Below are 23497 nucleotides of genomic sequence, written 5' to 3'. Positions count from 1 at the left end.
GATCTCTCCGAGCTGGAAGAGCTCCGGACCATCCACGACGAACTCCGCCGCCAGATCGCCCTGCGCATCGTCGGCCAGGACGAGGTGATCGAGCAGCTGTTGATGGCCGTGTTCGCCCGCGGCCACTGCATCCTGGAGGGGGTCCCCGGCCTGGCGAAGACCCTGATGGTCCACGCGCTGGCCGACTCGCTCTCGCTGGAGTTCAACCGCATCCAGTTCACGCCCGACCTGATGCCCAGCGACATCACCGGCACGGAGGTCCTGCACGAGGACCGCCAGTCCGGGGCGCGGGAGCTTCGGTTCGTCCACGGGCCGATCTTCGCGAACCTGATCCTGGCCGACGAGATCAACCGCACGCCCCCCAAGACCCAGGCCGCGCTCCTGGAGGCGATGCAGGAGCGGCAGGTGACCGCCGGCGGACGCCGCCACGCGCTGCCCGACCCGTTCTTCGTCCTGGCGACCCAGAACCCGATCGAGCAGGAGGGGACCTACCCCCTGCCGGAAGCCCAGCTCGACCGCTTCCTGTTCAAGGTCTTCATCGACTATCCCAGCCCCGACGAGGAGCGCCGGATCTACCGGATGACCACCGGGGTCCAGGAGGACGAGATCAAGCCGGTCGTCGACGGCGAGCGGATCCGCAAGTTCCAGCGCCTGGTGCGCCGGGTGCCGATCTCGGACCACGGCATCGACTACGCGATGGACCTCGTCCGGGCCACCCGGGGGGCGAGGCACGGCGGCCCGGCGTTCGTCGACGAGTACGTCTCGTGGGGCGCCGGCCCCCGCGCGGGGCAGTCGCTGGTCCTGGCGGCCAAGGCCAGGGCGGCGCTCGCCGGCCGCCCGAGCGTCGCGATCGACGACATCCGGGCCGTCGCCCCGCAGGTGCTGCGGCACCGGATCGTCGTCAACTACAACGCCCAGGCCGACGGCCAGACCAGCGACGCCGTCGTCGCGCGGCTGCTCGACGAGGTCCCCGTCCGGAAGGGAGCGCCCGATGCCGCCGCCACGGCCGTATTCCGATCCTGACGCGGTCGCCCGGATCTCCGACCTGGCCCTGCGGTCGCGACGGCTGGTCGAGGGCGCCATCAGCGGCCTGCACCGCAGCCCGTTCCACGGCTTCAACGTCGAGTTCGCCGAGTACCGCGAGTACACCCCCGGCGAGGACCTCCGCCGCCTCGACTGGCGCGTCTTCGCCCGCTCCGACCGCCACTATATCAAGCAGTACGAGGAGGAGAGCAACGTCCGCGCGACCTTCCTCGTCGACGCCAGCGCGTCGATGAACTACAAGGGAGACCGCGCGGCGCTCAGCAAGTTCGACTACGCCTCCACGCTGGTCGTCGCCCTGTCCATGTTGCTCACGCGGCAGCAGGACCCCGTCGGCCTGGTGCTGTTCGACGAGAAGGCGACCACCAACGTCCCCCCGCGCGCCACCCAGGCCCAGGTGCAGCTCCTCGCGGGGATGCTCCAGGCCTGCCGCCCGGGGCGGAAGACCGAGCTCGGCGGCCTCCTGCGAAGCCTGGGCGACCAGTTCCGCCGCCGCAACATGATCGTCATCGTCTCCGACCTGCTGACCGACCTGGACTCGCTCTACCAGGGCCTGGACCGGCTCCGCTTCGGCGGGCACGAAGTGCTGCTCATGCAGGTGCTCGACCGCGACGAGCTGGACCTCCCTTTCGACGGCCCGACGCTGTTCGCGGACATGGAGGGGGACGAGGAGCTCTTCGCCGAGCCCCGCGCCTTCCAGCGGTCGTACCGGGCGGCCATGGACGACTTCCTGGCCGAGGTGCGCAAGGCCAGCGGGTCGCGCGGCTACGACCACGTCCGCTTCCTGACCGACGAGCCGCTCGCCGACGCCCTGAGCCGATTCCTCCACGCCCGGCTGGAATCCGGCCGGGTCGACCGCCGCCGTTGACGCGAACCCAGGCCACCATGGGGGCGACCGCCGCGCCATGACATTTCTGAGCCCGCTGCTGATCTGGGGCGCCCTCCTCGGCGCGATCCCCATCATCATCCACCTGCTGAACCGTCGCCGGTTCCGCCGCGTGGAATGGGCCCCCATGAAGTACCTCAAGCTGACGGTCCAGCGCAACCGGCGGCGGATCCAGCTCGAGGAACTCCTGCTGCTCCTGCTCCGGGTCGCCCTGCCCGTGCTGCTGTTCCTCGCCCTGGCCCGCCCCGTCCTGAGCCCGACCGGCCTGGAGCGCTGGGTCGGCGGCGGCGGGCGATCGAGCGAGGTCGTGCTGATCGACGACTCCCTGAGCATGGGCTACGCCGGGGAGGACGGCCCCGCCTTCCAGAAGGCGCTGCAAGTGGCCGGCGCGCTGCTGGGCGCCACGCCGGCGCGCGACCGCTGCACGGTCGCGACCGCCTCCTCCCCGAACGCGCCGGTGATCCACGACGTCGAGGCGTCCCGCCGCGAGGAGCTGGCCGCGGCCGTCTCGGGCGTGACGCAATCCGCGACCCACGCCGCCTGGCCGGCGGTCCTCGCGGGGGTCGACGACGTGCTGAAGTCCTGCACCTACCCGACCCGCCGCCTCACGATCGTCACCGACCTCCGCCGCGCCGGCTGGGACGCCGACGTCGCCGAGATGGCCCGGCGATGGGCCGACGAGGAGGTCGTCGTCCGCGTGGTCGACGTCGGCTCGGAGGCGACCTCGAACGTGGCGATCGAGTCGCTCGTCCCGCTCGAGCGGACGATCCTCGCCGGCGCGCCTTCCGCCTGGGAGGCCGTGATCCGCAACGACTCGCCGCGCGCCCTGGCGGGCGCGAAGGCCGTCCTCCGCGTGGACGACAAGCCGACCGAGGTGACGCTCCCGGAGATCAGGCCGGGCGAGACCGTCCGCGCCCCCCTCTCCGTGGCGTTCGCCGGCGCCGGGCCTCGCGAGTTCTCGTTGCAGCTCGCGGACGACGAGCTCCCCGCCGACTCCCGCCGCTGGGCGGCCGTCGCGGTGAAGGACTCGCTGCTGATTCGGCTGGTCGACGGCGAGCCCTCCACCGAGCCGTTCGCCTCCGAGGTCGACTTCCTCGCCGCCCCCCTGTCGATCGGCGTCGGCGCGGCGGAGGCGTGGCGGGTGGAGGTGCTGACCGACCACGACGACTTCGCCTCCCCCCGGCTGGAGACGCCCGACGTCCTCGTCCTGGCGAACGTCGCCGCCCCGACCCCCGAGCAGGCCGACCGCCTGCGGAGGCTGGTCCGCGAGGGGATGGGCCTGATGATCTTCCCCGGCGCCCGGACCGACCTGGGCCTGTACAACGACCTCTTCTTCGCCGCCGACGCCCCCCTGCTCCCCTTCCCGTTCAAGGCCACCTCCGACCAGGCCTTCCGCGGCCTGGCGATCGAGCCCGCGCGGCCCTCGCCGCTGGAACGGCTGCTGGAGCTGAAGGCGTCGGCATTCGAGCGCGTCCCGGTGCGCTGGATCGCCACCGTGGACGAGGCGGCCGGGATCTCCGGCGACAAGGCCGACGACGTCCGGACGCTCGCCCGCTGGAACGACCCGGACCGCTCCCCCGCCGTCGCCGAGCGCGTCGTGGGCGACGGCCGCGTCCTGCTCTGGACGACGACGGCCGACCGCGCCGGCAACGACTGGCCGGTGGAGCCCAGCTTCGTGATGGCGATCCGCGAGGCCGTCAAGGGGGCCTCTCGCGCGACGTCGGCGGCCAACACCGTCACGGCCGGCGAGCCGATCCGTCGCGTCGTCCATTCGAGCCACGAGGTCACCGGCGCCCAGCTGACGCCCCCCGAAGGGGGCGAGCCGGTCTCGCTGCCGGCCGTCCCGCAGCCCGACGACCCGACCGACGCCGAGGGCCCCTCGGCGCGGATCGACGTGGCCGACACCCGCCGCGCCGGCGCGTACCGGCTGTCGTGGGAGGAAGGCCCGCTCGGCACCCGCGAGGACGTCTTCGCCGCGAATCCCGACCCGCGCGAGAGCCGCCTGGAACGGATCGCGCCCGGCGAGGTCCGAAAGCTGATGGCGCCGCTGGACGTGGACGTGGTGGAGGCCCGCGGCGTGGAGTCGCTCGGCCCCGTCGGCCGCGAGATCTGGCGCGACCTGGCCGCCGCCCTGCTCGTGCTGCTCGTCGCCGAGGCGGCCTTCGCGGCGTGGGCGAGCCGATCCCGATGAGCACGAGGACGAGGACGAGGAAGCACCGGCAACGGGGGAAGCACGCGGCATGAACCGCTTCTGGCAATATCTCCTGGGAATCGAGCCCCCCTCGCCGGGCGCGACGCCGCCGGACGACGCGCGGCTGGAGTTCGCGTCGCTGCCCCAGGGGGCGTCGGCCGTCTGGCTCGCGCTGGCGGCGGTCGCCGTCGCGTGGCTCGTCTGGAGGCTCACGAACTGGGGCCGCAAGGATCTGACCGCGAGCCGCCGCGCGGCGCTCGCCGCGATCCGGCTGCTGGTCCTGGGCGCGCTGGCGACGATGCTGCTGGAGCCCGTCCTGGTCTTCGTCCGCCGGGAGGAATCCCCCTCGCGGCTGGCCGTGATCGTGGACGATTCCGAGAGCATGCGGTTCTCCGACCCCTACACCGACGCCGCCCGCGCCGCCGAGATCGCCGGCAAGCTCGGGGTCGAGGCCCGGGACGGCAAGACGGCCGTCGACCTCCTTCGAGAGACGCCCCGCCTGGCCCTCGTCCAAAAGGCCCTGGGCGCGAACCTAGAATCGCTGGCGAAGGGCCGCGACCTCCTGATCCACGACCTGGAATCGGCCGCGAGGCCCGGCGCGGGGGAGGCGGCGCGATCGCGGAAGCTGGACGACGTCGAGCCGAAGCGGGCCGTCTCGCCCGTCGGCGACGCGCTGCGGGGCGTGCTGTCGTCGCTCCGGGGCCAGCCGGTCGCGGGCGTCGTGATCGCCACCGACGGCCGGTCCAACGCCGGGGAGGATCCCACCCGGGTCGTGGAGGACGCGGTCCGCCGGCGCATCCCGATCTACGCGATCGCCGCCGGGGGGGACGAGGGCCCGCGCAACGTCCGCCTGGCGGAGTTGCAGGTCGATCCGGTCGTCTTCGCCCGCGACCCCACCACCGTCGCGGTCGTCGTCGACTCCCGCGGCCTCCGCGACGCCGAGGCGAACGTCGTCCTGGAGCGCCGGATCAACGACGGGGCATGGGAGCCCGTCGGCGCGCAACGCGTGGCGCTCGGCGAGGACGGCTCGCTCGCGCGGGTGTCGTTCCGCGTGACGCCCGCCGTGATCGGCGATTACGAGTACCGCGCGAAGGTCGAGGACGTCGGGCCCGAGCTGACCGAGGACGACAACGAGGCCACCGCGACCGCCCGCGTGGTGCGCAGGCGGATCCGCGTCCTGATGGTCGCCGGCGGGCCGTCGCCGGAGATGCAGTTCCTCCGCAACGCGCTGATGCGCGACCAGCAAGTGGAGTTCTCCGGCTGGCTCCAGCACGCCGACCCCGGCTTCCGCCAGCCCGGCGACCGCCCCATCACGCGGCTCCCGGGCAACGACGAGGAGCTGGCCGGCTACGACGCCCTCCTGCTGATCGACCCCGACGTCCAGGCGATGGGCCCGCAATGGCCCGAGATGATCCAGAACTTCGTCGGCCGCGACGGCGGCGGCCTGATCTTCGTGGCCGGCGAGCTCTACTCGCAGCAGCTCTTCGAGACGGGCGACGCCGGCGCGTCGGGGGGCGGCTGGACCAAGATCCTCCCCGTCGTCCGCGACCCCGGCCTCTTCCGCACCGACGCCGAGGCCCGCCTCAGCTCCCAGTACACCTACACGCTGGACCTCACGCCCGAGGGCCGCGGCGACCCGATCTTCGAGTTCAACCCCGACCCGATCCGCAACCGGGCCATGCTCGCCAGCCTGCCGGGCATGTACTGGAGCTTCCCCGTCACCCGCGCCCGCCCCGGCGCGGTCGTCCTGGCCCGCCACGGCGACCCCCGGATGGCGAACCAGCACGGCCGGCACGTCCTGCTGGCCTCGCAGCTGTACGGGCCGGGCCGGACCGTCTTCATCGGCTTCGACAGCACCTACCGCTGGCGGTACCTCGGCGAGGACTTCTTCGACGGCTTCTGGGCCCGGCTGGTCGACCGCGTCGGCCGCAACAAGGCGCTCGGCGGCCGGTTCCCGTTCCTCGTCGGGCTGGACAAGGGCGCCTATCGCGTGGGCGACCGCGTCCGCGCCTCGGTCCGCTACAACGACCCCGCCGCGCTCGCCGAGGCGGCCGAGCTGATCGCCGAGCTGGAGGGCGCCGGCCAGCCCGCCGAGCCGATCCGCTTCGAGAAGTCCCCCGACGACCCCGCGCTGGCGACGGCCGAATTCCCCGCGACGAAGGCCGGCGCGTACTCGCTGCGCGTCGCCCCGGCCTCCGCCACCGACCTCGTCGACGGCGCGGCCCGCGTCTCCACCACGGCGTTCCGCGTCGAGCCCCCGCGGCGCGAGATCGACGAGCCGGCCCTCAACCGCCCGCTCCTGGCCGACCTCGCGCGACTCACCGGCGGCCGGGTCTTCGAGCTGTCGGACGTCGACCGGCTCGACGCCGCCATCCCCACCCGCGAGGTCTCCCGCTCGATCGAGGAGCGCGACGAGTTGTGGGACGCCCCCCTGCTCTACGGCCTGGTGGTCGCCGGCCTGACCGCCGAGTGGATCCTGCGCAAACGCTTCCGGCTGGTCTGAACGAGGAGCCGCCGTGTCGATCGCGACCCCCACCACCGAGAACCCGGCCGAGGCCCGCGACCGCCTGCGCGCCGACCTGGCCCGGCTGCGACGCCGGCTGCGACTCCAGCTCGCCCTGGAGCTGCTGACGGAGGCCCTCGCCGCGACCGTCGCGATCGGCGCGCTGCTCGTGACGCTGGACTGGCTGCTGCGCCCCGGGCTCCCCGCGCGGGGGGCGTTGCTGGCCGTCGCCGTCGCGGCGATCCTCGCGCTGATCGTCGCGCGGGCGGCGCGGCGATGGCGATCCGCGAGGCTGGACGACCTGTCGCTCGCGCTGACGCTCGACCGCCTCCGCCCCGGCCTGGGCCAGCGGGTCGCCGACGTCCTCCAGCTCCCGGACCAGCTCGGAGCCCCCGCCGGCTCGGCGTCCCCCGCCATGATCCACCTGGCCGTGCGCCAGGCCGCCGAGGGCCTGGGCTCCTCCGGCTGGACGCGGCTCTGGAACCGCCGGCGCACCGCGGCCCACGCCGCGCTGGGGCTCGTCGCGCTGGCCCTCCCCGCCGCCTTCGCCGCGATCGCCCCCGACGCCGCCCGACTCAGCTTCGCCAGGTGGCTCCGCGGCTCCGACGAACGCTGGCCGCAATCGACCTACCTGACCGTGATGAACCTCGACGCCCAAGGCCGGCTGATCGCCCCCCGGGACGAGCGGGCGCTGCTGGAGGTCAGGAGCGACCTGCCGCTGATCGAGGAGCGGGGCGACCGGTGGTCCGTCGGCGGCCGGGGAGACCCGCTGCTCCTCCGTCGAAAGCCGGAAGGCTCGGCGAATCCCGGGGCGATCGCCGTCCGCGAACGCTCGCCGAAGGCCCCGGCGCGATCGGCGAACATGATCGAGACCTCGCCGGCCCACTACCAGTACGAGTTCCCCCCCGCGTCGGAATCCTCCGCGTTCGACCTGACCGGCGGCGACGACTGGCTGGGCCCGATCACCATCGAGCGCGTCGACCGCCCCGCGCTCGCGAGCACCCGGATCCGCGTGAGGGAGCCCGGCACGGCCGACCCCGAATTCCGGGACGTTGAGGACGCCCCCTCGCGCCTGATGTTCCTCCCCGACTCCGAGGTCGAGCTGACGCTCGAGGGGACGCAGGATCTCGCCGCCGCCGCGATCACCGCCAACCTCGGCGCGGCGCCGCCATTGGGACGCGTCGGCCCTCGCTCGTTCCAGACGCGATGGACGCTCAAGGAGGCCGTGACGTTCGAGATCGTCCTGACCTCGGCCGAGACCGGGCTGGCCTCGAAGCCGACGTTCCTCACCATCGGCCTGATGCGCGACCGCGAGCCCCGCGTGACGCTCCGGGCGACCGGCGTCGGCGGCCGCGTGACCCCCACGGCGACCATCCCGCTGACCATCGCCGCCACCGACGACTTCGGCCTCGCCGCCCTCCGGATCGAGTCCGAGCGGAGCTACGTCGTCTCCGTCGCCGACACGAACAGGACGGAGCAGCGGACGAACAAGTCCACCATCGCGATCCCGTTCGAGCCCGACCCCGCCCGGCCGGCGCTCGACCACCAGGCGCGCCACGACGTCGCGCTGCAGGCCTCCCCCCCCTTCGTCGGGACGCTTCTCCGCTTCACCGGAGAGGCCGACGACCGCTGCGCCCAGGGCGCCCAGACCGGCCGGTCGGGCGTGCTGGCCTTCTCGGTCGTCTCCCCGGATGAACTCTTCTACGAGATCCTCATCCGTCAGCGCGCCGAGCGGGCCAAGTTCCTGGCGATCGTGGACGCCGCCGACAAGTCGACCCCCGTCCTGGAGGGGGACGCCACCCCCGAGCAGGTCGTCGCGATCGCCCGCGCCGGGCAGACGGCCGCGCGGCAGGTCGACCAGATCGCCGGCCGGATCGCCGACGCGCTGCTGGAGATGCAGCTCAACCAGATCGGCTCGCCCAAGTCTTACCGGCTGCTGCAAGAGGGGGTCGTCGACCCGCTCCGCGCCCTGGCCTCCGGGCCGATGCCCCAGCTCCAAGCGACCCTCCAGGCCCTCGCCTCCGCCGGCGCGAAGGGCCCCGCGAAGGACGAGGCTCGACGACGGCACTCCGAGGTTGTTACAACGATGAGACGCATCCTCGAACAAATGTCGCAGTGGGAGAGCTTCGTCGACGTCGTCAACCAGGTCGCGGAGGTCATCGAGATGGAGAAGAAAGTCCTCCAGCGGACCGAGAAGGCCCGCGAGACCCGTGCCCAGGAGGTCTTCGATGACAAGCCCTGACCGACGCCGGCTCCCCCTGCTCGTCCTGGCCCTCCTGCTCCTCGCGCCGGGCCTCGCCCGCGCCCAGGACGCCGCCGACGTCTTCGACGACGAGCCGGCCGCGACGGCCGAGCCGGAAAAGAAGGACGCCCCGAAGGCCGAGCCGGAGAAGGACGCTCCGGAAGCCGAGCCGGAGAAGAAGGACGCCGACAAGCCCGCGGAGCCCGAGAAGAAGGACGCCGGCGCCGACCCCAGCGTCTCCGACCGCGACACGATCGAGTTCACCCAGGAGAACGTCGCGGCCCAGATGACCGAGCTGGAGGAGCGGATGTTCCGCCTCTCCGAGGCGCTGAGCAGCCTGGAGCCCGAGAACGCCTCGCGGCTGAAGCTGGCGCTGAAGTTCTCGCGCGAGGAGCTGATCCTCCAGCAGATGCGGGAGTCGCGGAAGCTGCTGAAGGAGGCCCAGCTCGCCCGCGCGGAGACCGAGGTGCGCGAGATGCTCGCGAAGCTGGAACACCTCCGCCGCCTGCTGCTCGCCGAGGATCTCGACTTCCAGATGAAGTTGGCCCGCCTCCGCCAGATGCGCGAGACCCTCAGCCGCCTGGAGCGCATCGTCCGCGAGGAGAAGCGGGAACTGGCGTGGTCGCGGGGCGCGGAGGAGGCGAAGGCCGCGAAGGACGACTTCGAGAAGCACGAGAAGGACCAGGCCCGCAACCGCGAGGCGGCCGACGCGCTGGCCTCGGCATCGTCCCGCCTCGGCGCGCAGGGCGTGGCGCTCCAGAAGGATCTCATCCGCGCCTCCGCCGCCATGGGCGAGGCGGAGGGCCAGCTCAACAAGGAGGCCGCCGACCCCGCCGCCGTCAAGCAGGACGAGGCGCTCAAGCACCTGGTCAAGGGCCACGACGGCCTGAGCAAGGCGGCCGAGGCGCTGCTGACGGAGCTGCGGTCGGAGTTGCAGTCGCGGATCCTCGCCGAGCTGCACGAGATGCACGAGATCCAGGTCTCCATCCGCGAGACCACCGAGGCCCAGGCCCCTCGCGTCGCCCAGAAGTCGCGCGCCGCCACCTTGATCGTCGCCGGCCTGGCGCCCAGGGAGGCCGAGCTGGCCGAGCGCGTGGACCACCTCCGCGCGCTGACCGAGGAGACCGAGTTCGGCGTCGCCCTCCCCACCTCGCTCCGCGTCATCGCCCGCGAGATGACCCGCGCCGCCGAGCTGCTCAAGGCCGGGGACCCGTCCGAGCCCACCGTGACGCTGGAGCGCCGGATCGAGGAAGACCTGCTGGCCCTGGCCGAGGCCATGCGCCGGCTCCCCTCGTCCACGCCCCCCAAGCCCGGCACGCCGTTGCCGAAGGATCCTCGCGAGCGGGAGCGGGAGTTGAACCGCCTGATCGCCGAACTCAAGATGATCCGCCTGCTCCAGTCCCGCGTGAACGACGACACCGTGAAGGTCGACGAGGGACGCCCCGACGAGACCGTCATCCCGCCCGACCTGCTCCGCGACATCGAGGGCCTGGAATCCTCCCAGGACGAGATCCACGACGCCCTGTCCAAGCTGTCCCAACGCTACGAGGGCGGGCCGGCCGACGAGCCCGAGCCCGATCCCGCGCCCGAGGCAAACGAGTCCGACGAGCCCGTGAACCCAACGAAAGGATGACGCCATGAAGCGATATGCACGCATCCTCGGGGCCGCCCTGGCGATCGGGTCGGCGGCCGCGGCCACGACGTCGGCCGCGCCGATCCCGGAGAAGACGGCCGGGCCGCCGACCATGTCGGCCATCGCCAAGAAGATGAACGGCGTGACGGCCTCGCTCGCCCGGACGATCACCGGCGAGCCGACGCGGAAGCCGCAGAAGGCCGTCTTGCGGGACCTCGACGCGCTGATCGCCGAGCTGGAGAAGGAATGCCAGGGCTGCCGGAACGGCATCGCGTCCAACCGCCCGATGCGGCCGGCGGCGGACTCCAACCCCCACGGCGGCACCGGCGGCGTCGGCCCCCTCGGCGACCCGGGAGCCGGCGAGAAGGACTGGGCCGAGCTGACGCCCCGCGAGCGCGACCGCATCCTGCAATCGATGTCGGAGGGCTTCCCGCCCGAGTACCGCACGGTGCTCGAACGCTACTACCGCCGGCTGGCCGAGGAGCGGTCGGCCGCGACGACCAAGCCGACCGAGGCCCCCTGACCCGAACGTCGCGACGAGGCCCCAAGACAATGCACGCCCCCCGCGGACTCCCCCGGCTCGCCCCGCTGCTCCGCTGCCTGCTCGCCGCCGGCGTCTCCGTCGGCGTCGTCCGGGCAGCCGACTACGGCCGCGCGCTCGACGCCAAGTCGCTCGACCAGCCCACGCTGGACGCCGAGGGATTCGGCGACAAGAAGTCCCTCAAGCGCGAGGACGACGGCCTGCGCGTCACGCTCGCGCAGGGCGCCGAGGAGACCGGGTGGAAGACGCCGCAGCAGCTCCGATTCGGCGGCGACTTCACCGTCACCGCCGAGGTCGTGCTGACGGGCATGCCCAAGCCGGCCATCGCCGACGGCGTGGCCGTCGGCCTGGCGATCGGCTTCCAGTCGACCGACCAGCCCGACGCCACGTTCCTCCGCGTGGTCGAGCCCGACGGGTCGGCCGTCTACCGCGCGCTGGAGAAGTCCGCCGGCGGCGGGATGGACCCGATGCAGCAGCAGATGATGATGATGCAGCAGCGCGTCATGATGATGAACAACATGGGGGTCGTGGTGATGGGCGGTGGCAACCCCAACGCCGCGAAGCCGGGGCCCCCCCCGCGCAAGACCTTCCCCGCCGCCGGCGACTCGTTCCGGCTGGTATTGAGGCGCGAGGGCCAGGTCGTCCGCTTCCTGGTCGCGGACGATAGATCGGCCGAGCCCCGGTATCTCGCCCAGGCGACGCTCCAGCCGCAGGACGTGATGGGGGTGAAGCTGTTCGCCGCCAACCGCAGCGGCGCGGGGCCGGTCGACGTCGTCTTCAAGAGCCTGACGGTCCGGGCCGACCGGGTGACGGGGCTGGGGACGGCCGTCCGCACGGTCTTCGACCGGGTCGTCCACGGCGAGCCGACCGCCATCGAGGACGGGAAGCTCGTCGTCGGCGGTCCGCCGGCCGCCGGCGGTTCCCCCACGCCCACGATGGGCGCCGCCCCGTCCTCCGTCCCGCCGGAGATGGCGGCGGCCATGGCGGCGGCGAGGGCCCGCGTCGCCCCCGCCGGCGTGGTCATGGCCGCCCCGGCCGGCGGCGCGGTCGTCGCCGCGATCCGGGTCGCCCCGGCCCCCGCCGCGGGGGTCGTCATGCAGGCCCCGGCGAACGTCGCCCCGCCTCCCGCCCAGCCGGCCCAGCCCCAGGGCACCGCCACGGCCGGCCCCGGCGAACTCCCCGCCGACGTCTTCGCCCCCGCGACACCGGCCGAGCCCGCGAAGCCGAAGGCCGTGATCCCGCTCGACGAACTGGAGGGCATCCGATTCGAACGCGACGCGGCCGCCTTCGCCGCCCGCTTCGTCGGCCAGCCGAACGTCGACGTCACCCAGGGTGCCCCGGTGCCGGGCAAGGGGGACGAGCCCGCGAAGCAGGCCGCGCCCGACGACGTGGCCGCCCCCCCGCCGGGGACGGTCGCGGTCAAGCCGCCGCCTAAGGTCGAGGCCAAGAAGAACGGCATCCGCGACATCCAGATCGCCCTGTCCGGCCTCCGACCGGCGAAGATCCAACAGATCCAGATCAACTGCCAGACCGACCAGGGCCAGACCTCGTGGCAACTCGAGGGCGCGGGGGGCTGGCCCCTGGTCCTCCGCCGCTCGGGGACCGATCCCACGGCCGACGCATTCCTGGAGCCGCCGCCCGCCGACTGCCACCAGAAGCAGTTCATGGTGAACGTCACCTACGAGGACGGCCAGTCCGCCGCGACGAACTTCCAGGCCGACGGGCACTCCGACGCCAAGCTCGCGTTCGACGAGAACTCCCCCGCCGCCGCGACGCCCGACGCCTGGGTCTTCCTGGACGGCGGCGACAGGCTGTTCGGCAAGCTCGAGGGGGTGGCCGACGACGTACTGAAGCTCGCCACGCCCTGGAAGCAGACGCTGGCCGTGCCGCTCTCGCGGATCGCCGGGGTCCACGTCGTGCTGGAGGATCGGAAGGAGACTCCCGATTCGTTCGACCGCCGGCTCAAGGCCCGAGGCACGGAGGATCTGCTCCTCGCCCGCGCCAAGAACGGCGAGATCGTCCCCATCTCCGGCATCCTGGAGGGGGTGGACGGCGGCCGGCTCAGCTTCACCTATCAGGGCCGGTCGCGCTCGCTCCCCGTCGGCCAGGTCGAGGGGATCGTGCTGGCCGACCGCCCCTCCGCGTCGGACGACGGCGTGCTGGCGACGTTCCTGCTCCTGGGCGACGTCGCCGTCACGGGCCGCTGGAAGGCGATCGAGGGGGCCGACTGGAAGCTGGAGACGCCCTGGGGCCAGGAGGTGAAGCTCCCCGCCGCCGAGATCCGCGAGGTCCGCCTCCGCGGCGGCAAGCTGACGTACCTGTCCGACCTGGAGCCGAGCAAGGTGGAGGAGGCGTCGTTCTTCGGCCGCCTCGTCCCCTGGCGCCGCGACGCGAGCCTCTCCGGCGGCAAGCTCAAGATGGACGGCCGGGCCCATGATCGCGGGATCGCCGTGCATTCGCGTTGCGTCCTCACCTATGAGTTGGGGGGCGGGTACGACACGTTCGAGGCGCTCGTCGGCTTCGACGACGAGGCGCGCGGCAGGGGTCGCGTCGACTTCCGGGTCCTCGCCGACGACGAGGAGATCCACGCCGCGCCCGACATGCGCGGGGACGCCCCGCCGGTCCCGCTCAAGTTGAAGGTCGCGGGGGCCTCGCGGCTCAAGATCGTCGTCGACTTCGGCGCGGGGCAGGACGTGGGCGACCGCGTCATCCTCGCCGACGCCCGCCTCTTCCGCGCCGACGCCACGGAGCCCTCGCGATGATTCGCCGCCCGATCTTCCCCGCGACGGCCGTCGCCGTCCTCGCCCTCGCCCTCCTCCCGGCCGGGGCCGTTTCCCAGGACGCCCCCGCGCGACCTCGCGACGAAGCGGCGTCCATCCCCGTCGAGGTCAGCGACGTCTCGATCTGGATCGCCGACCCGACCCGGACCACGCTCAACACGGCGAGTATCTACCGCAACGCGATGCCCGGCGCCGTCGGCACCAGCCGGCCGCGTCGCGAGGGCGACCAGGCCGCCGAACTGTTCCCCATCGCGCCGGTCTCGTTCACGCAGTTCTTCGGCGAGCCTTCCCGCGGCGTGGACGTGGATCTCAAGGTGAAGGCCGGGAGCTTCCTCGCCCACTGGCCGATCGGCAAGGAGCACGCCGGCCGCATCCGCTGGTTCGGCTCCGACCTACTGGCGGAGCCGCCCGCCGACATCCCCCCGACCTATCTCCCCGACGACGGCGGCCTGTTCAGCAAGCTCCGCGAGGCGTCCGGGGCGCTCTACCTCAAGAACGAGACCCGCTTCGAGCGCTTCCTCGCCTACGACGCCGAGCCCAGCATCGCGGCCCCGATCCGGCTGCGCGGCGGCCCGGATGAATACACGCTCCAGAACATGACGAGCCGCCCTCTCGTCGATGTCGCCGTGGTCGTCCCCACCGAGGCCGGCCTGCGCGTCGGCTGGATCGACGAACTGCCCTCGGCCGCCGCCGAGGCCGAGAAGAAGGAGGCCGAGGCGAAGAAGCCGCCGGACGAGAAGGCCGACCCGGCGAAGCAGGCCGAGGCCGTCTTCGCCGAGGCCGAGAAGCCCGAGAAGAAGGAGGCCGACGACGCCCCCCCTCCCCTCCCCGCCGAGGGGGACGCCGACATGAAGGCTCGCGTCGATCAGTTCCTGAACCGCCGCCTCACCTTCGCCGTGGAGTCGGCCCCCAGGCGCGAGCTGCTGGGGATGGTCGGCTCGGAGGCCCGGCTGGGGCTGGAGTTCGACGAGGGGACGCTGACCAAGGAGAAGGTGGACCTCGCCAAGCCGACGAGCCTGAAGGCGGCCGAGGCGCCCGCCCGCGACCTCCTGGCCGATCTCCTCGGGCCGGTGAATCTCAGCTACCGCGTCACCGACCAGGGCCGGCTTTACATCACGACCGCCGCCCGGCTGGCCGCCGCCGCCGAGAAGGGGGGCGGGCCGATCGAGGGGCCGCCGATCGCGGTCGGCCTTTCGCAGCCGCTCAAGGCGGGCGACGAGTCCTACCGCGAGTTCACCCGCGACGCCCTGGCGCGTCGGCTCGAAGGCCGCGGCGCGAGGAAGGACGTGATCGCCCTGATCCTCGACGTGTACGGCAAGGACCTCTTCGAGCCCGGCGAGTTGATCGTCCTGGCGCACCTCTCGCGCGAGGCGATCGACGAGGCGGTGACGCTCGACGTCTTCCCGCCGCCCGCGAAGTTCACGCGAGTCGCCCTGGTCGTCGTCCGGGGGGTCGACCCCAAGCTGCAAGACCGGGCGAAGCTCCTCGTCCGGCAGCTCGGCGACGGCTCGTGGAAGGCCCGGCAGGAGGCGGAGGCCCGGCTCCAGGCCCTCGGCCCCGCCGCCGTCCCCGCGCTGGAGGAGGCCCTCCGCGACAAGGACGTGGAGGTCGTGTACCGCGTCGAACGCCTGCTGCTGAGGCTCGGCCGCGACGTCCCCTGAGGAGATCGTCGCATGCTCGGGGATTTCCGCGTCGTCATCGCCCTGGTGGTCGGCATCCCTTCCCTGGCCTGGCTGGCCTGGTTGGCGTCGGAGTTCCAGGGACGGCGATGGCTCCGGGTCGCCCTCGGGACGGTCGCCTTGCTGTCGAGCCTCTCGATGGCCGTGCTCGTCGGCGGGGCGGAGCACTTCAACGCCAACGAATGGTACGGGTCGGCCGCCGCGTCCCTCGTCCGAGCGACCGTCGACGAGTTGGAGGCCGGGAACGCCGACGGCGTCTTGCGGTCGCTCAAGGCGATGCGGGAGGAGTTCCGGCCGACCTACGAGAACCGCGCCCGGTTCGACGTCCTCTGCGACCAGGCGGTCGATCGCATGAAGGCTCGACCCGAGGTCGCCCGGTAATATCGTGCCGGCCGCGGTCACGGCCTGGAGACGATCGCCCGGCGCGCCTCGCGAGCGTCACGGCTGGTCCTCGTACGCGGACCGGAGCACGCGCCACGCGGAGATTGCCATCTCTCGATGGCCCCCCGGGCTGAGGTGGATCGAATCGAGGGTCGCGTCCTTTTGGAGGAGGACGCCGAGGAGGGACCGCCTGGGGACCAGGATCGCGCCGTATTGCCGGGCGAGGCGTCGCTGGGCGAGGCCGAAGGCGTTGTAGGTCGGCGGCAACGGCAATTCGAGCATCACGACCACGCGGTCGGGTCGGCGGATCTCCGCGAGCAGCCGAGCAAGCCCCGCCTCGAACTCCGCCGGGCTGGTCCCGCCCAGGATGTCGTTCCCGCCGATCTCCAGCAGCACGAGCCGCTCGTCGGGCGAAACCGAGGCCGCCTGTCGCGACGCGGAGACGACGCCGGCCCCCGCCACCGAATGGTCGCGGACCGTGACGCCATGACGATCCGCGAGGATTCGCGGCCAGGTGACGGCTTCCCGGTCCTCCATCCCGGCCGTGAGCGAATCGCCGATGATCCCGAGCACGGGGCGGCCGGGTTGTCGAGGGAGCCTCGGCAATCGGTGATACGGCAACTCCACGAGCGCCGCCGACATCCACGCGGCGGCGAAGGCGAGCCGCCCGCCGACGACGAGCCGGGACGGGACCCACTCCCCCAGGGCCTCGACCGCCGGCCAGGCCAGTGACGCGATCAACAACAGGAGGTAGAGCCAGGGGGGCAGCGGCGTCGCGGACACGAAGACCAGCAGCCCGCCAAGAGCGATGAGGACGTTCCGGGCCATTCGGCCCCGACGCCGCGTGATCCAGGCCGACAGGCACGCCACGGCGATCAGGCAGGCGGCGCCGGTGAAGAACGCCTGGCCGCTCGCGACGTGGAAGACCGCCCATCGCGTCGGCATGGATCTCGGCTCCGGCGCCCGTCGGCGTGGCTCAGGCCTTCGGCCGCAGCGGCCCGGCCAGCTCGCCGATGAAATCTCCGGCTTCCTTCACGACGTCGGCGGTGGGGCGGTTGCCGGCGTCGGCGAGGCGGCGGACGAGCGCGGAGCCGACGATCAGGCCGTCGGCCACCTCGGCCAGCTCCTGGACCTGCTCGGCCGAGCCGATGCCGAAGCCGATGCAGATCGGCAGGTCGGTCTGGGTCCGCAGCCAGGCGACGTTCTCCTTGAGGTCTTCCGGCAGCGCCTTGCGCTCGCCGGTGATGCCCGCGACGGAGACGTAATAGATGAAGCCGGTGGTCAGCCGGGCGATCTCCACGGCGCGGTCGCGGGGGGTGGTGGGCGTGATGAGCTGGATGAGCTTCAGGTTGCGGGCGGTGGCCTTCTCCTGGAGCGCGGCGGATTCCTCGACCGGCAAATCGGGGACGATCAGGCCGTCGAGCCCGGCGGCGGCGGCCTCGTCCAGGTAGCGGTCGACGCCCATCTTATTGACGATCGAGTACGAGACCATCGAGACCATCGGCGCCTCGCGGACGGCGGCGTCTCCCTCGGCGCGGAGGGTGCGGAGCGTCTGGAAGATGTGGCCGACGCGGAGGCCCTTCGTGAGCGCCCGATGGTAGCTGGCGGCGATGACCGGGCCGTCGGCGACCGGGTCGGAGTACGGGACGCCGATCTCGAACATGTCCGCGCCCCGTCGCGCCAGCTCGGGGATGAGGGCGGCGGTGGTCGCCAGGTCGGGGTCGCCGGCGGTGAGGAAGGGCATGAGGGCGCGGCGGCCTTCGGACTTGAGGCGGGCGAAGAGGGCGTCGATGCGGTTCATGGGGGGTGCCGGCCGGTGCGCGAGGCGGCCCGTCTGGTGGGTTGGTCGTCGGCTCCGGCGAGATCGCGGGGGGGAGACGGGCGAGACCCCCTCGCGACGCCGGCCGACGTCCGCGTCGGCCGGCTCGCTCACTCACATCCGTCCGGTACGGTCAGTTGATGGGCTCGCCCCGGAGGCGGGCGACCTCGAAGGCGTCCTTGTCGCCGCGGCCGGAGAGGTTGACGATCAGGATCTTGCCCGCGCCCAGGCGCTTGGCCTCCTTGAACCCCTGCGCCAGCGCGTGGCTGGATTCCAGGGCCGGGAGGATGCCCTCGTGCCGGGCGGCCACGCCGTAGGCGTCGAGGGCCTCGGCGTCGGTGACGCTCTCGTAGCGGACGCGGCCGCAGTCCTTCCAGTAGGCGTGCTCGGGGCCGACGCCGGGATAATCCAGGCCGGCGGAGATCGAGTGGACGTCCTGGGTCTGGCCGTCCTCGTCCTGGAGGACGTAGCTGAAGCTGCCGTGGAGCACGCCCGGCCGGCCCTGCGTCAGGCTGGCGGCGTGCTCGCCCACCTGGCCGCTCCGGCCGCCGGCCTCGGCGCCGATCAGCTCGACGGAGGCGTCCTCGACGAACGGGTGGAAGATCCCCGCGGCGTTCGACCCGCCGCCGACGCACGCCACGACGCCGTCCGGCAGCCGCCCGGCCTTCTCCAGGATCTGCGCCCTCGCCTCGCGGCCGATGACCGACTGGAACTCGCGGACGATCAGCGGGAACGGGTGCGGCCCCACCACGCTGCCGATGGTGTAGTGGGTCTCCTTGGACGACCCCATCCAGTCGCGGAACGCCTCGTTGGTGGCGTCGCGGAGCGTCCTCGAACCGCTGCCGACCGGGACGACGGTCGCGCCCATCGTCCGCATGTTGAAGACGTTGAGCTTCTGGCGGCGGATGTCCTCCTCGCCCATGTAGATGGTGCAGGAGATGCCGAACAGGGCGCAGGCGGTGGCCGTGGCGACCCCGTGCTGCCCCGCGCCGGTCTCGGCGATGACGCGCTTCTTGCCCATGCGGCGGGCGATCATCACCTGGCCGATGGCGTTGTTGATCTTGTGCGCGCCGGTGTGGTTGAGGTCCTCGCGCTTCAGGTAGATGTCGGCGCCGCCGGCGTACCGGGTCAGGCGCTCGGCCCTGTACAGCGGCGAGGGTCGGCCGACGTAGTCGCGCCAGTAGTGTTCCAGCTCGCGGACGAATTCAGGGTCGGCCTTGGCCTCCTCGTAGGCCGCGGCGAGCTGGTTGAGGGCGTCCATCAGCGTCTCGGGCACGAACCGACCGCCGAACGCGCCGAAGCGGCCGAGGGCGTCGGGGCCCGGCGCGCCCGACTGCGACGCGGTGGACTCGGGGGAGGAGGAGGCGGCGGACATACGCGATCCTTCGGGGGTCGAGATCAGGGCCGGCCCCGGCCCACGGGCGGGGTCGATTTCTTTCTTGGACGGCGATCGGAGCCGAAGGTTCATTGTCGAACCCGCCCCCGGCTCCGGTCAAGGCTCGTCCTCTCGGGTGGTCCCCGACCGGGGCCGAAAAGCCGGCCGGGGGCCATCGATCCGGCGTAGCCGCCCCCGGGATGGCGTCGACGCGGGTCCGCCCGGTCCTGGCTTCGTTCGTCGTCGCGCTTCCCACCACAATTTCGCATAACCCCCTTACACCAATAGCCATGCGGCCATGGCAAGTTGGCTTCGTTCGTCGTTTTCGAATGGGTTTTCGATCGTCCCCGGCGGTCGTGTCCATGAGGACCGCCGGGGGAGCCGTGGGCGAGGAGGGCGAGGTCCACCTACCGTCGGCGGAAGTCGGGCCGTGCGTCCACCGAGCAGGAGCCCGCGCGGCGATGGCCTTTCCTCGCCGTGCTTACCGATTCCGGGATGCCAAGGAGCGGGGTCCACGATCATCCGTAACAGTCCGCGGGGTAGGATCGGAGATTTCAGGTTTCCGGCAAGTTCTCCAGATTTTTCCGGGACCAGCCGCGACGAGCCCTCCCCGCGGTGTTTTCGACGGGGCGCCGCGGGGGGGAGAACGAGATGGTGGCCTCGCCGACGGGTCGTCCGCGACCGCCCGGGCATGCCATTCGCGTCGTGGCGTGGGCCGGCGCGCGGAAAATCGTCGGCGCGGGGGCTGGCGGCGTTCGGTACATTGGACGGACGCGGACGAACGGGCCGGTCGCCCCGTCGCGTGGGGGTCGAATGGGGCGGACTTCATGAGCATGGCGAGCGAGGTTCCGGGGCGTCCGCGAGGGCGTCGGCGGTGGTGGCCCTGGGCGGTCGGGGCGGCGGTGGTCGTCCCGGCGCTGGTGTTCGCGGCGGTCCCCTGGGTCGCCAGCTCGCGCTGGGCGAAGGCGAGGATCGAGGCCAAGGCGAACGAGATCCTCGACCCCGGCGGGGTGTCGTTCGACGCCGTCAGCCTGTCGTGGTTCCGGCCGACGACCATCAAGGCCCCCGCCCTCCTGGACGCGAACGACCGGAAGCTGGTCGAGGCGCCGACCGGGACGTTCTCCTGGAGCCTGTGGCAGATCCTGTTCGCCCGGCCGGTCGTGGGGACGCTCACGCTCCACGACGGCGCGGTGGACATCGGCCGATCGACCACCGGGGACGTCGACCTGATCGACACCCTCCGCCCGATCCTCCAGGACCGGCCCGAGCACACGATCCAGATCCGCATCGAGGACGCGACGCTCCGGTTCACGCAGCAGGGGGTCGCCGACCCGTTTTACGCCGACCACGCCGACATCGCGCTCGACCTGACGCGATACCCCGAGCCCATCTCCTGGGACCTCAAGCTGGCGCGCGACCGCGAGGGGGCGACGCCCGGCGAGATGGCGATCGCCGGGAGCCTCGGCCGGGTCGAGGGGGGCGTCAGCCCCATGAAGAACATGGCGCTGGCGGTGAAGGGCAAGGACTGGCCGTGGCGGATCGCCCCCACGTTCGGCGACCTGGAGGGGCTGCGGACCTCCGGCCTGTTCTCCGGCTCGCTCGACCTCAAGGTCGTCGAGGGCGCGCTGACGACCGCCGGCGACGCGACCATCGGCGAGTTCACCGCCGAGGGGCCCAGGCTCTCCGGCGACGTCGTCGTCCAGGACGCCCTCAAGCTGGGGTGGGAGGCCGAGGGCCGCGACGGCGTGTATCACGTCGAGCGGTTCGCGTTCGACGCTCCGGTGGCGACCCTGACGGCCTCGGGCGACTTCCCGCCGGCCCCCGACCGCTCGGCGAAGTTGGAGGGGCGCGTCGACCTGACGCTCGCCAACCTCCTCCGCCGCACGCTCCGCCTCCAGGACGACGTGACCGTCGAGAAGGGCGCCGTCGTGCTGACCGCCGAGGCCGACGCCCGCGGCGACGGGCCCGCGGGGCCCGGCCAGCGGATCGAGATCCGCGCCGAGCTTTCCGACCTGGCGGCGCGGAAGGGGGAGACGGCCATCGCCTGGAACGACCCGACCTCGATGACGGTCCTGCTCGACCGCTCGGCCGACACGATCGCGCTGGAGCGGCTCGACCTCCGAACGCCGTTCCTGAGCGCCAGCGGGCAGGGCGACCTGGACGCCGGCATCACCGTCGACGCCACGTTCGACCTCGCCGCGGCGCGGGCCAGGGTCCGCGACTGGGTGGACCTGGGGGCGTTCGACGCCACCGGCGCGGGGACGCTCGGGCTCCGCTACACGAGGCAAGAGGGCCGCTATCATCTGGCGGGGGACGGCGGCATCCGGGGGCTGGTCCTCTCCGGGCTGCCGATCGTGGAGACGGTGACGCGCGAGGAGATCCGCGCGGAGCTGGCCGTGAGCGGCGAGGCCGATCCATCGGGCCTGCCGCGCGACTGGCGGCAAGCCTCGCTCGCCGCCCGGAGCGCCCAGGATGAATTGAAGCTGGAAACGACCTCCCCCGTCGATCGCCAGACCCCCGAGGGGGTCGTGGCGTCGGCGCGGACGGTCGTGGACCTGGGGGGGGCGAAGCGGGTCATGGAGGCCGCCGGCAGCGTCGTCGCCGGCCCCGACGCCATCGACGCGAGCAACCTTCGGCTGGCGGTCGGCCGCCAGGCCGGGCCGGGCGGCGGGCTCGCCGCGGTGGCGCCCTATGTCTGGCGCGGGGCCGCCCGGTACGACGTGGGCAAGGACGAGCTGAAGATCACCCGCCGCGACGCCCCCCCGGAGGCCGACGAGCGCGAGCCGGCCGTCTCGATCGACGACGTGCTCGCGGGTGGCCTGCGCTCGAACGGCTCGACGTGGTTCCGCGTCCGCGCCTCGGGAGATTTCGACTCGATCCGGGACGCCTACGGGCTGGAAGACCTCCCGGTGGTCGGCGTGCTGGCCGTGGAGTGCGACGGCAGGCAGGCCGGGGACGCCTGGGATCTCGACGGGACCGCGCAGGGCCAGGAGCTGAAGCTCATCGAGAAGGACGGGTCGCGGACGGACCTCGGCATGATGACGCTGTCGCTCGACTCGCGGCTCGCGGTGCCGGAGCGTCGGCTCGACGTGGCGGCGCTGCGGCTGGAGACGCCGTTCGGCGCGGCCGACGGCGCGGGGACGTTCGCGGCGCCCGAGGGAGCCGCGACGGTCGACATGAAGGGGATGCTCGCGCCGAACTGGGACCGCCTCTCGCGTGAACTGGCCGCGCGGGTGGAGCCCCGGGCCTCGATCCACGGCAAGCCCCACGCCTGGAACCTCTCGGGCCGCGCGCCGCTGGAGGAAGGGGGCCTGGAGCGATCGACGCTCGACGGCGAGGTCGGCCTGAGCCTCGAACTCGTCGACATCTTCGGGATGCGGCTGGAGAAGACCAACCTGGCGCTCCGCGCCGTCGACGGCAGACCGGTCATCGACCCGATCGACGCGGTGCTCAACGGCGGCCGGCTCCAGCTCGACCCGGCGATCGTGACGGACGACGAGGGGGGCCGATGGCTGACGCTGGGGAGGGGGTCGAGCCTCGCCGACGCGATCGTCAACGACGAGGTGTCCCACCGCTTCCTCTCCTACGTCGCCCCGGTGCTCGACCAGGCGACGCGGGTGGAGGGGAAGGTGTCGTTCGACCTCGTCGACGCCCGCTTCGACCTGGACGGCGACGCCTCGAAGACCAGGGTCGAGGGGGACGTGGCGTTCGAGGAGGTCCGCTTCATGCCGGGCCCGCTGGTCGACCAGCTGATCGACGTCTTCAACCTGCAACGCAGGGCGATATTCGTCCTGCGCGACCCGGTGTCGGTCCGCGTCATGGGCCGGACGATCTATCAGGAGGGGCTGATCCTCCCGGTGGGCGAGGTGGCGGTGATCGGCCTGGAAGGGTGGATGGACTTCGACAAGCGGATCGACATGCTGGCGACTTTCGCCGCCGTCCCCCCCGACCAGGACATCCCCTTCGTCTCGACGGTCCTTCGGAACGCCCAGATCCAGGTGCCGCTGACGGGGACGCTGGACCAGCCGCGGATCGACGGCGATCGGATCAAGGAGCGCTTCCAGGATTTCGGCGAGTCGCTGCTGGAGACGACGCTGGGGATCGGCGCCGGGATCGGCGACATCTTCCGACGCGGCCCCGGCCGGATCCGCCCCGCCCCGCCGCCGCCCGTCATCCGGGGCCCCGCGTTGGAACCTCCCCGCCCCGGGGCCCCCGCCGACCCCCTGGTCGTCCCCCCGCCGCCCGCCCCGCGCGTCGACCCCGACCTGGAAATCGAGCTCCCCGGCATGCGCGTCCCCTACTCGCGCACGCCCGAGGCTCGCCAGCTCGAGAAGGAGGAGCGCCAGCGGCGGCGGCTGGACAAACGCAACGAGCGCCGCGCGCGGCAGGGCAAGCCGCCTTTGTGACGCTCCCGCGGGATCGATTG

The 23497-nt window shown here is 72.7% G+C and carries 14 protein-coding genes; 11 read left to right on the top strand and 3 right to left on the bottom strand.

Going from position 1 to position 23497, the window contains the following annotated elements:
- The first annotated feature begins 12 nt into the window (after positions 1-12).
- The 10 genes from WG209_RS05845 to WG209_RS05800 are packed head-to-tail and all read left to right on the top strand — an operon-like array spanning position 13 to position 15877.
- The gene (locus WG209_RS05845) at positions 13-1023 is read left to right on the top strand and encodes an AAA family ATPase (protein ID WP_337174148.1); all 1011 of its coding nucleotides are present in this window, start codon (positions 13-15) and stop codon (positions 1021-1023) included.
- Complete coding sequence (locus WG209_RS05840; RefSeq protein ID WP_337174076.1) at positions 992-1909, top strand: DUF58 domain-containing protein; 918 nt, start codon at positions 992-994, stop codon at positions 1907-1909. The genes WG209_RS05845 and WG209_RS05840 overlap by 32 nt, the downstream gene beginning before the upstream one ends.
- A gap of 37 nt (positions 1910-1946) precedes the next feature.
- A complete protein-coding gene (locus WG209_RS05835) occupies positions 1947-4118 on the top strand; it encodes a BatA domain-containing protein (protein ID WP_337174075.1) in 2172 nt (723 codons plus the stop codon).
- A 49-nt stretch (positions 4119-4167) separates the two neighbouring features.
- Positions 4168-6621: a VWA domain-containing protein gene (locus tag WG209_RS05830; RefSeq protein ID WP_337174074.1), complete on the top strand. Its 2454-nt coding sequence runs from the start codon at positions 4168-4170 to the stop codon at positions 6619-6621.
- A gap of 13 nt (positions 6622-6634) precedes the next feature.
- Entirely contained in the window at positions 6635-8863 is a 2229-nt protein-coding gene (locus WG209_RS05825) for a hypothetical protein (RefSeq protein WP_337174073.1), read from the top strand.
- Positions 8850-10496, top strand: coding sequence for a DUF4175 domain-containing protein (locus WG209_RS05820; protein ID WP_337174072.1), 1647 nt, complete (start codon positions 8850-8852; stop codon positions 10494-10496). The genes WG209_RS05825 and WG209_RS05820 overlap by 14 nt, the downstream gene beginning before the upstream one ends.
- A gap of 4 nt (positions 10497-10500) precedes the next feature.
- Complete coding sequence (locus tag WG209_RS05815) at positions 10501-11019, top strand: hypothetical protein (protein ID WP_337174071.1); 519 nt, start codon at positions 10501-10503, stop codon at positions 11017-11019.
- Positions 11020-11048: 29 nt separating this feature from the next.
- The gene (locus tag WG209_RS05810; protein ID WP_337174070.1) at positions 11049-13799 is read left to right on the top strand and encodes an NPCBM/NEW2 domain-containing protein; all 2751 of its coding nucleotides are present in this window, start codon (positions 11049-11051) and stop codon (positions 13797-13799) included.
- Positions 13796-15478 carry a hypothetical protein gene (locus tag WG209_RS05805; RefSeq protein ID WP_337174069.1) on the top strand — a complete coding sequence of 561 codons (1683 nt, stop codon included), beginning with the start codon at positions 13796-13798 and terminating at the stop codon, positions 15476-15478. Before WG209_RS05810 ends, WG209_RS05805 begins: the two co-directional genes overlap by 4 nt.
- 12 nt (positions 15479-15490) lie before the next feature.
- Entirely contained in the window at positions 15491-15877 is a 387-nt protein-coding gene (locus WG209_RS05800) for a hypothetical protein (protein ID WP_337174068.1), read from the top strand.
- 57 nt (positions 15878-15934) lie between these two features.
- On the opposite strand, the gene WG209_RS05795 is transcribed toward WG209_RS05800, so the two are convergent.
- The 3 genes from WG209_RS05795 to trpB all read right to left on the bottom strand — a co-directional run bounded on the left by WG209_RS05795 (position 15935) and on the right by trpB (position 19071).
- A complete protein-coding gene (locus WG209_RS05795) occupies positions 15935-16822 on the bottom strand; it encodes a GDSL-type esterase/lipase family protein (RefSeq protein ID WP_337174067.1) in 888 nt (295 codons plus the stop codon).
- Between the two features lie 31 nt (positions 16823-16853).
- Entirely contained in the window at positions 16854-17678 is an 825-nt protein-coding gene (gene trpA / locus WG209_RS05790; protein WP_337174066.1) for a tryptophan synthase subunit alpha, read from the bottom strand.
- Positions 17679-17829: 151 nt separating this feature from the next.
- Positions 17830-19071 carry a tryptophan synthase subunit beta gene (trpB, locus tag WG209_RS05785; protein ID WP_337174065.1) on the bottom strand — a complete coding sequence of 414 codons (1242 nt, stop codon included), beginning with the start codon at positions 19069-19071 and terminating at the stop codon, positions 17830-17832.
- 827 nt (positions 19072-19898) lie between these two features.
- Here trpB and WG209_RS05780 point away from each other — a divergent pair.
- A complete protein-coding gene (locus tag WG209_RS05780) occupies positions 19899-23477 on the top strand; it encodes a hypothetical protein (RefSeq protein ID WP_337174064.1) in 3579 nt (1192 codons plus the stop codon).
- Positions 23478-23497: the final 20 nt, after the last annotated feature.

It is taken from the genome of Paludisphaera sp. (assembly GCF_037189885.1).
Taxonomy (GTDB): Bacteria; Planctomycetota; Planctomycetia; order Isosphaerales; family Isosphaeraceae; genus Paludisphaera.
Note: the sequence above shows the minus strand (reverse complement) of the source record. Positions and strands in the feature narration are given on the sequence as shown.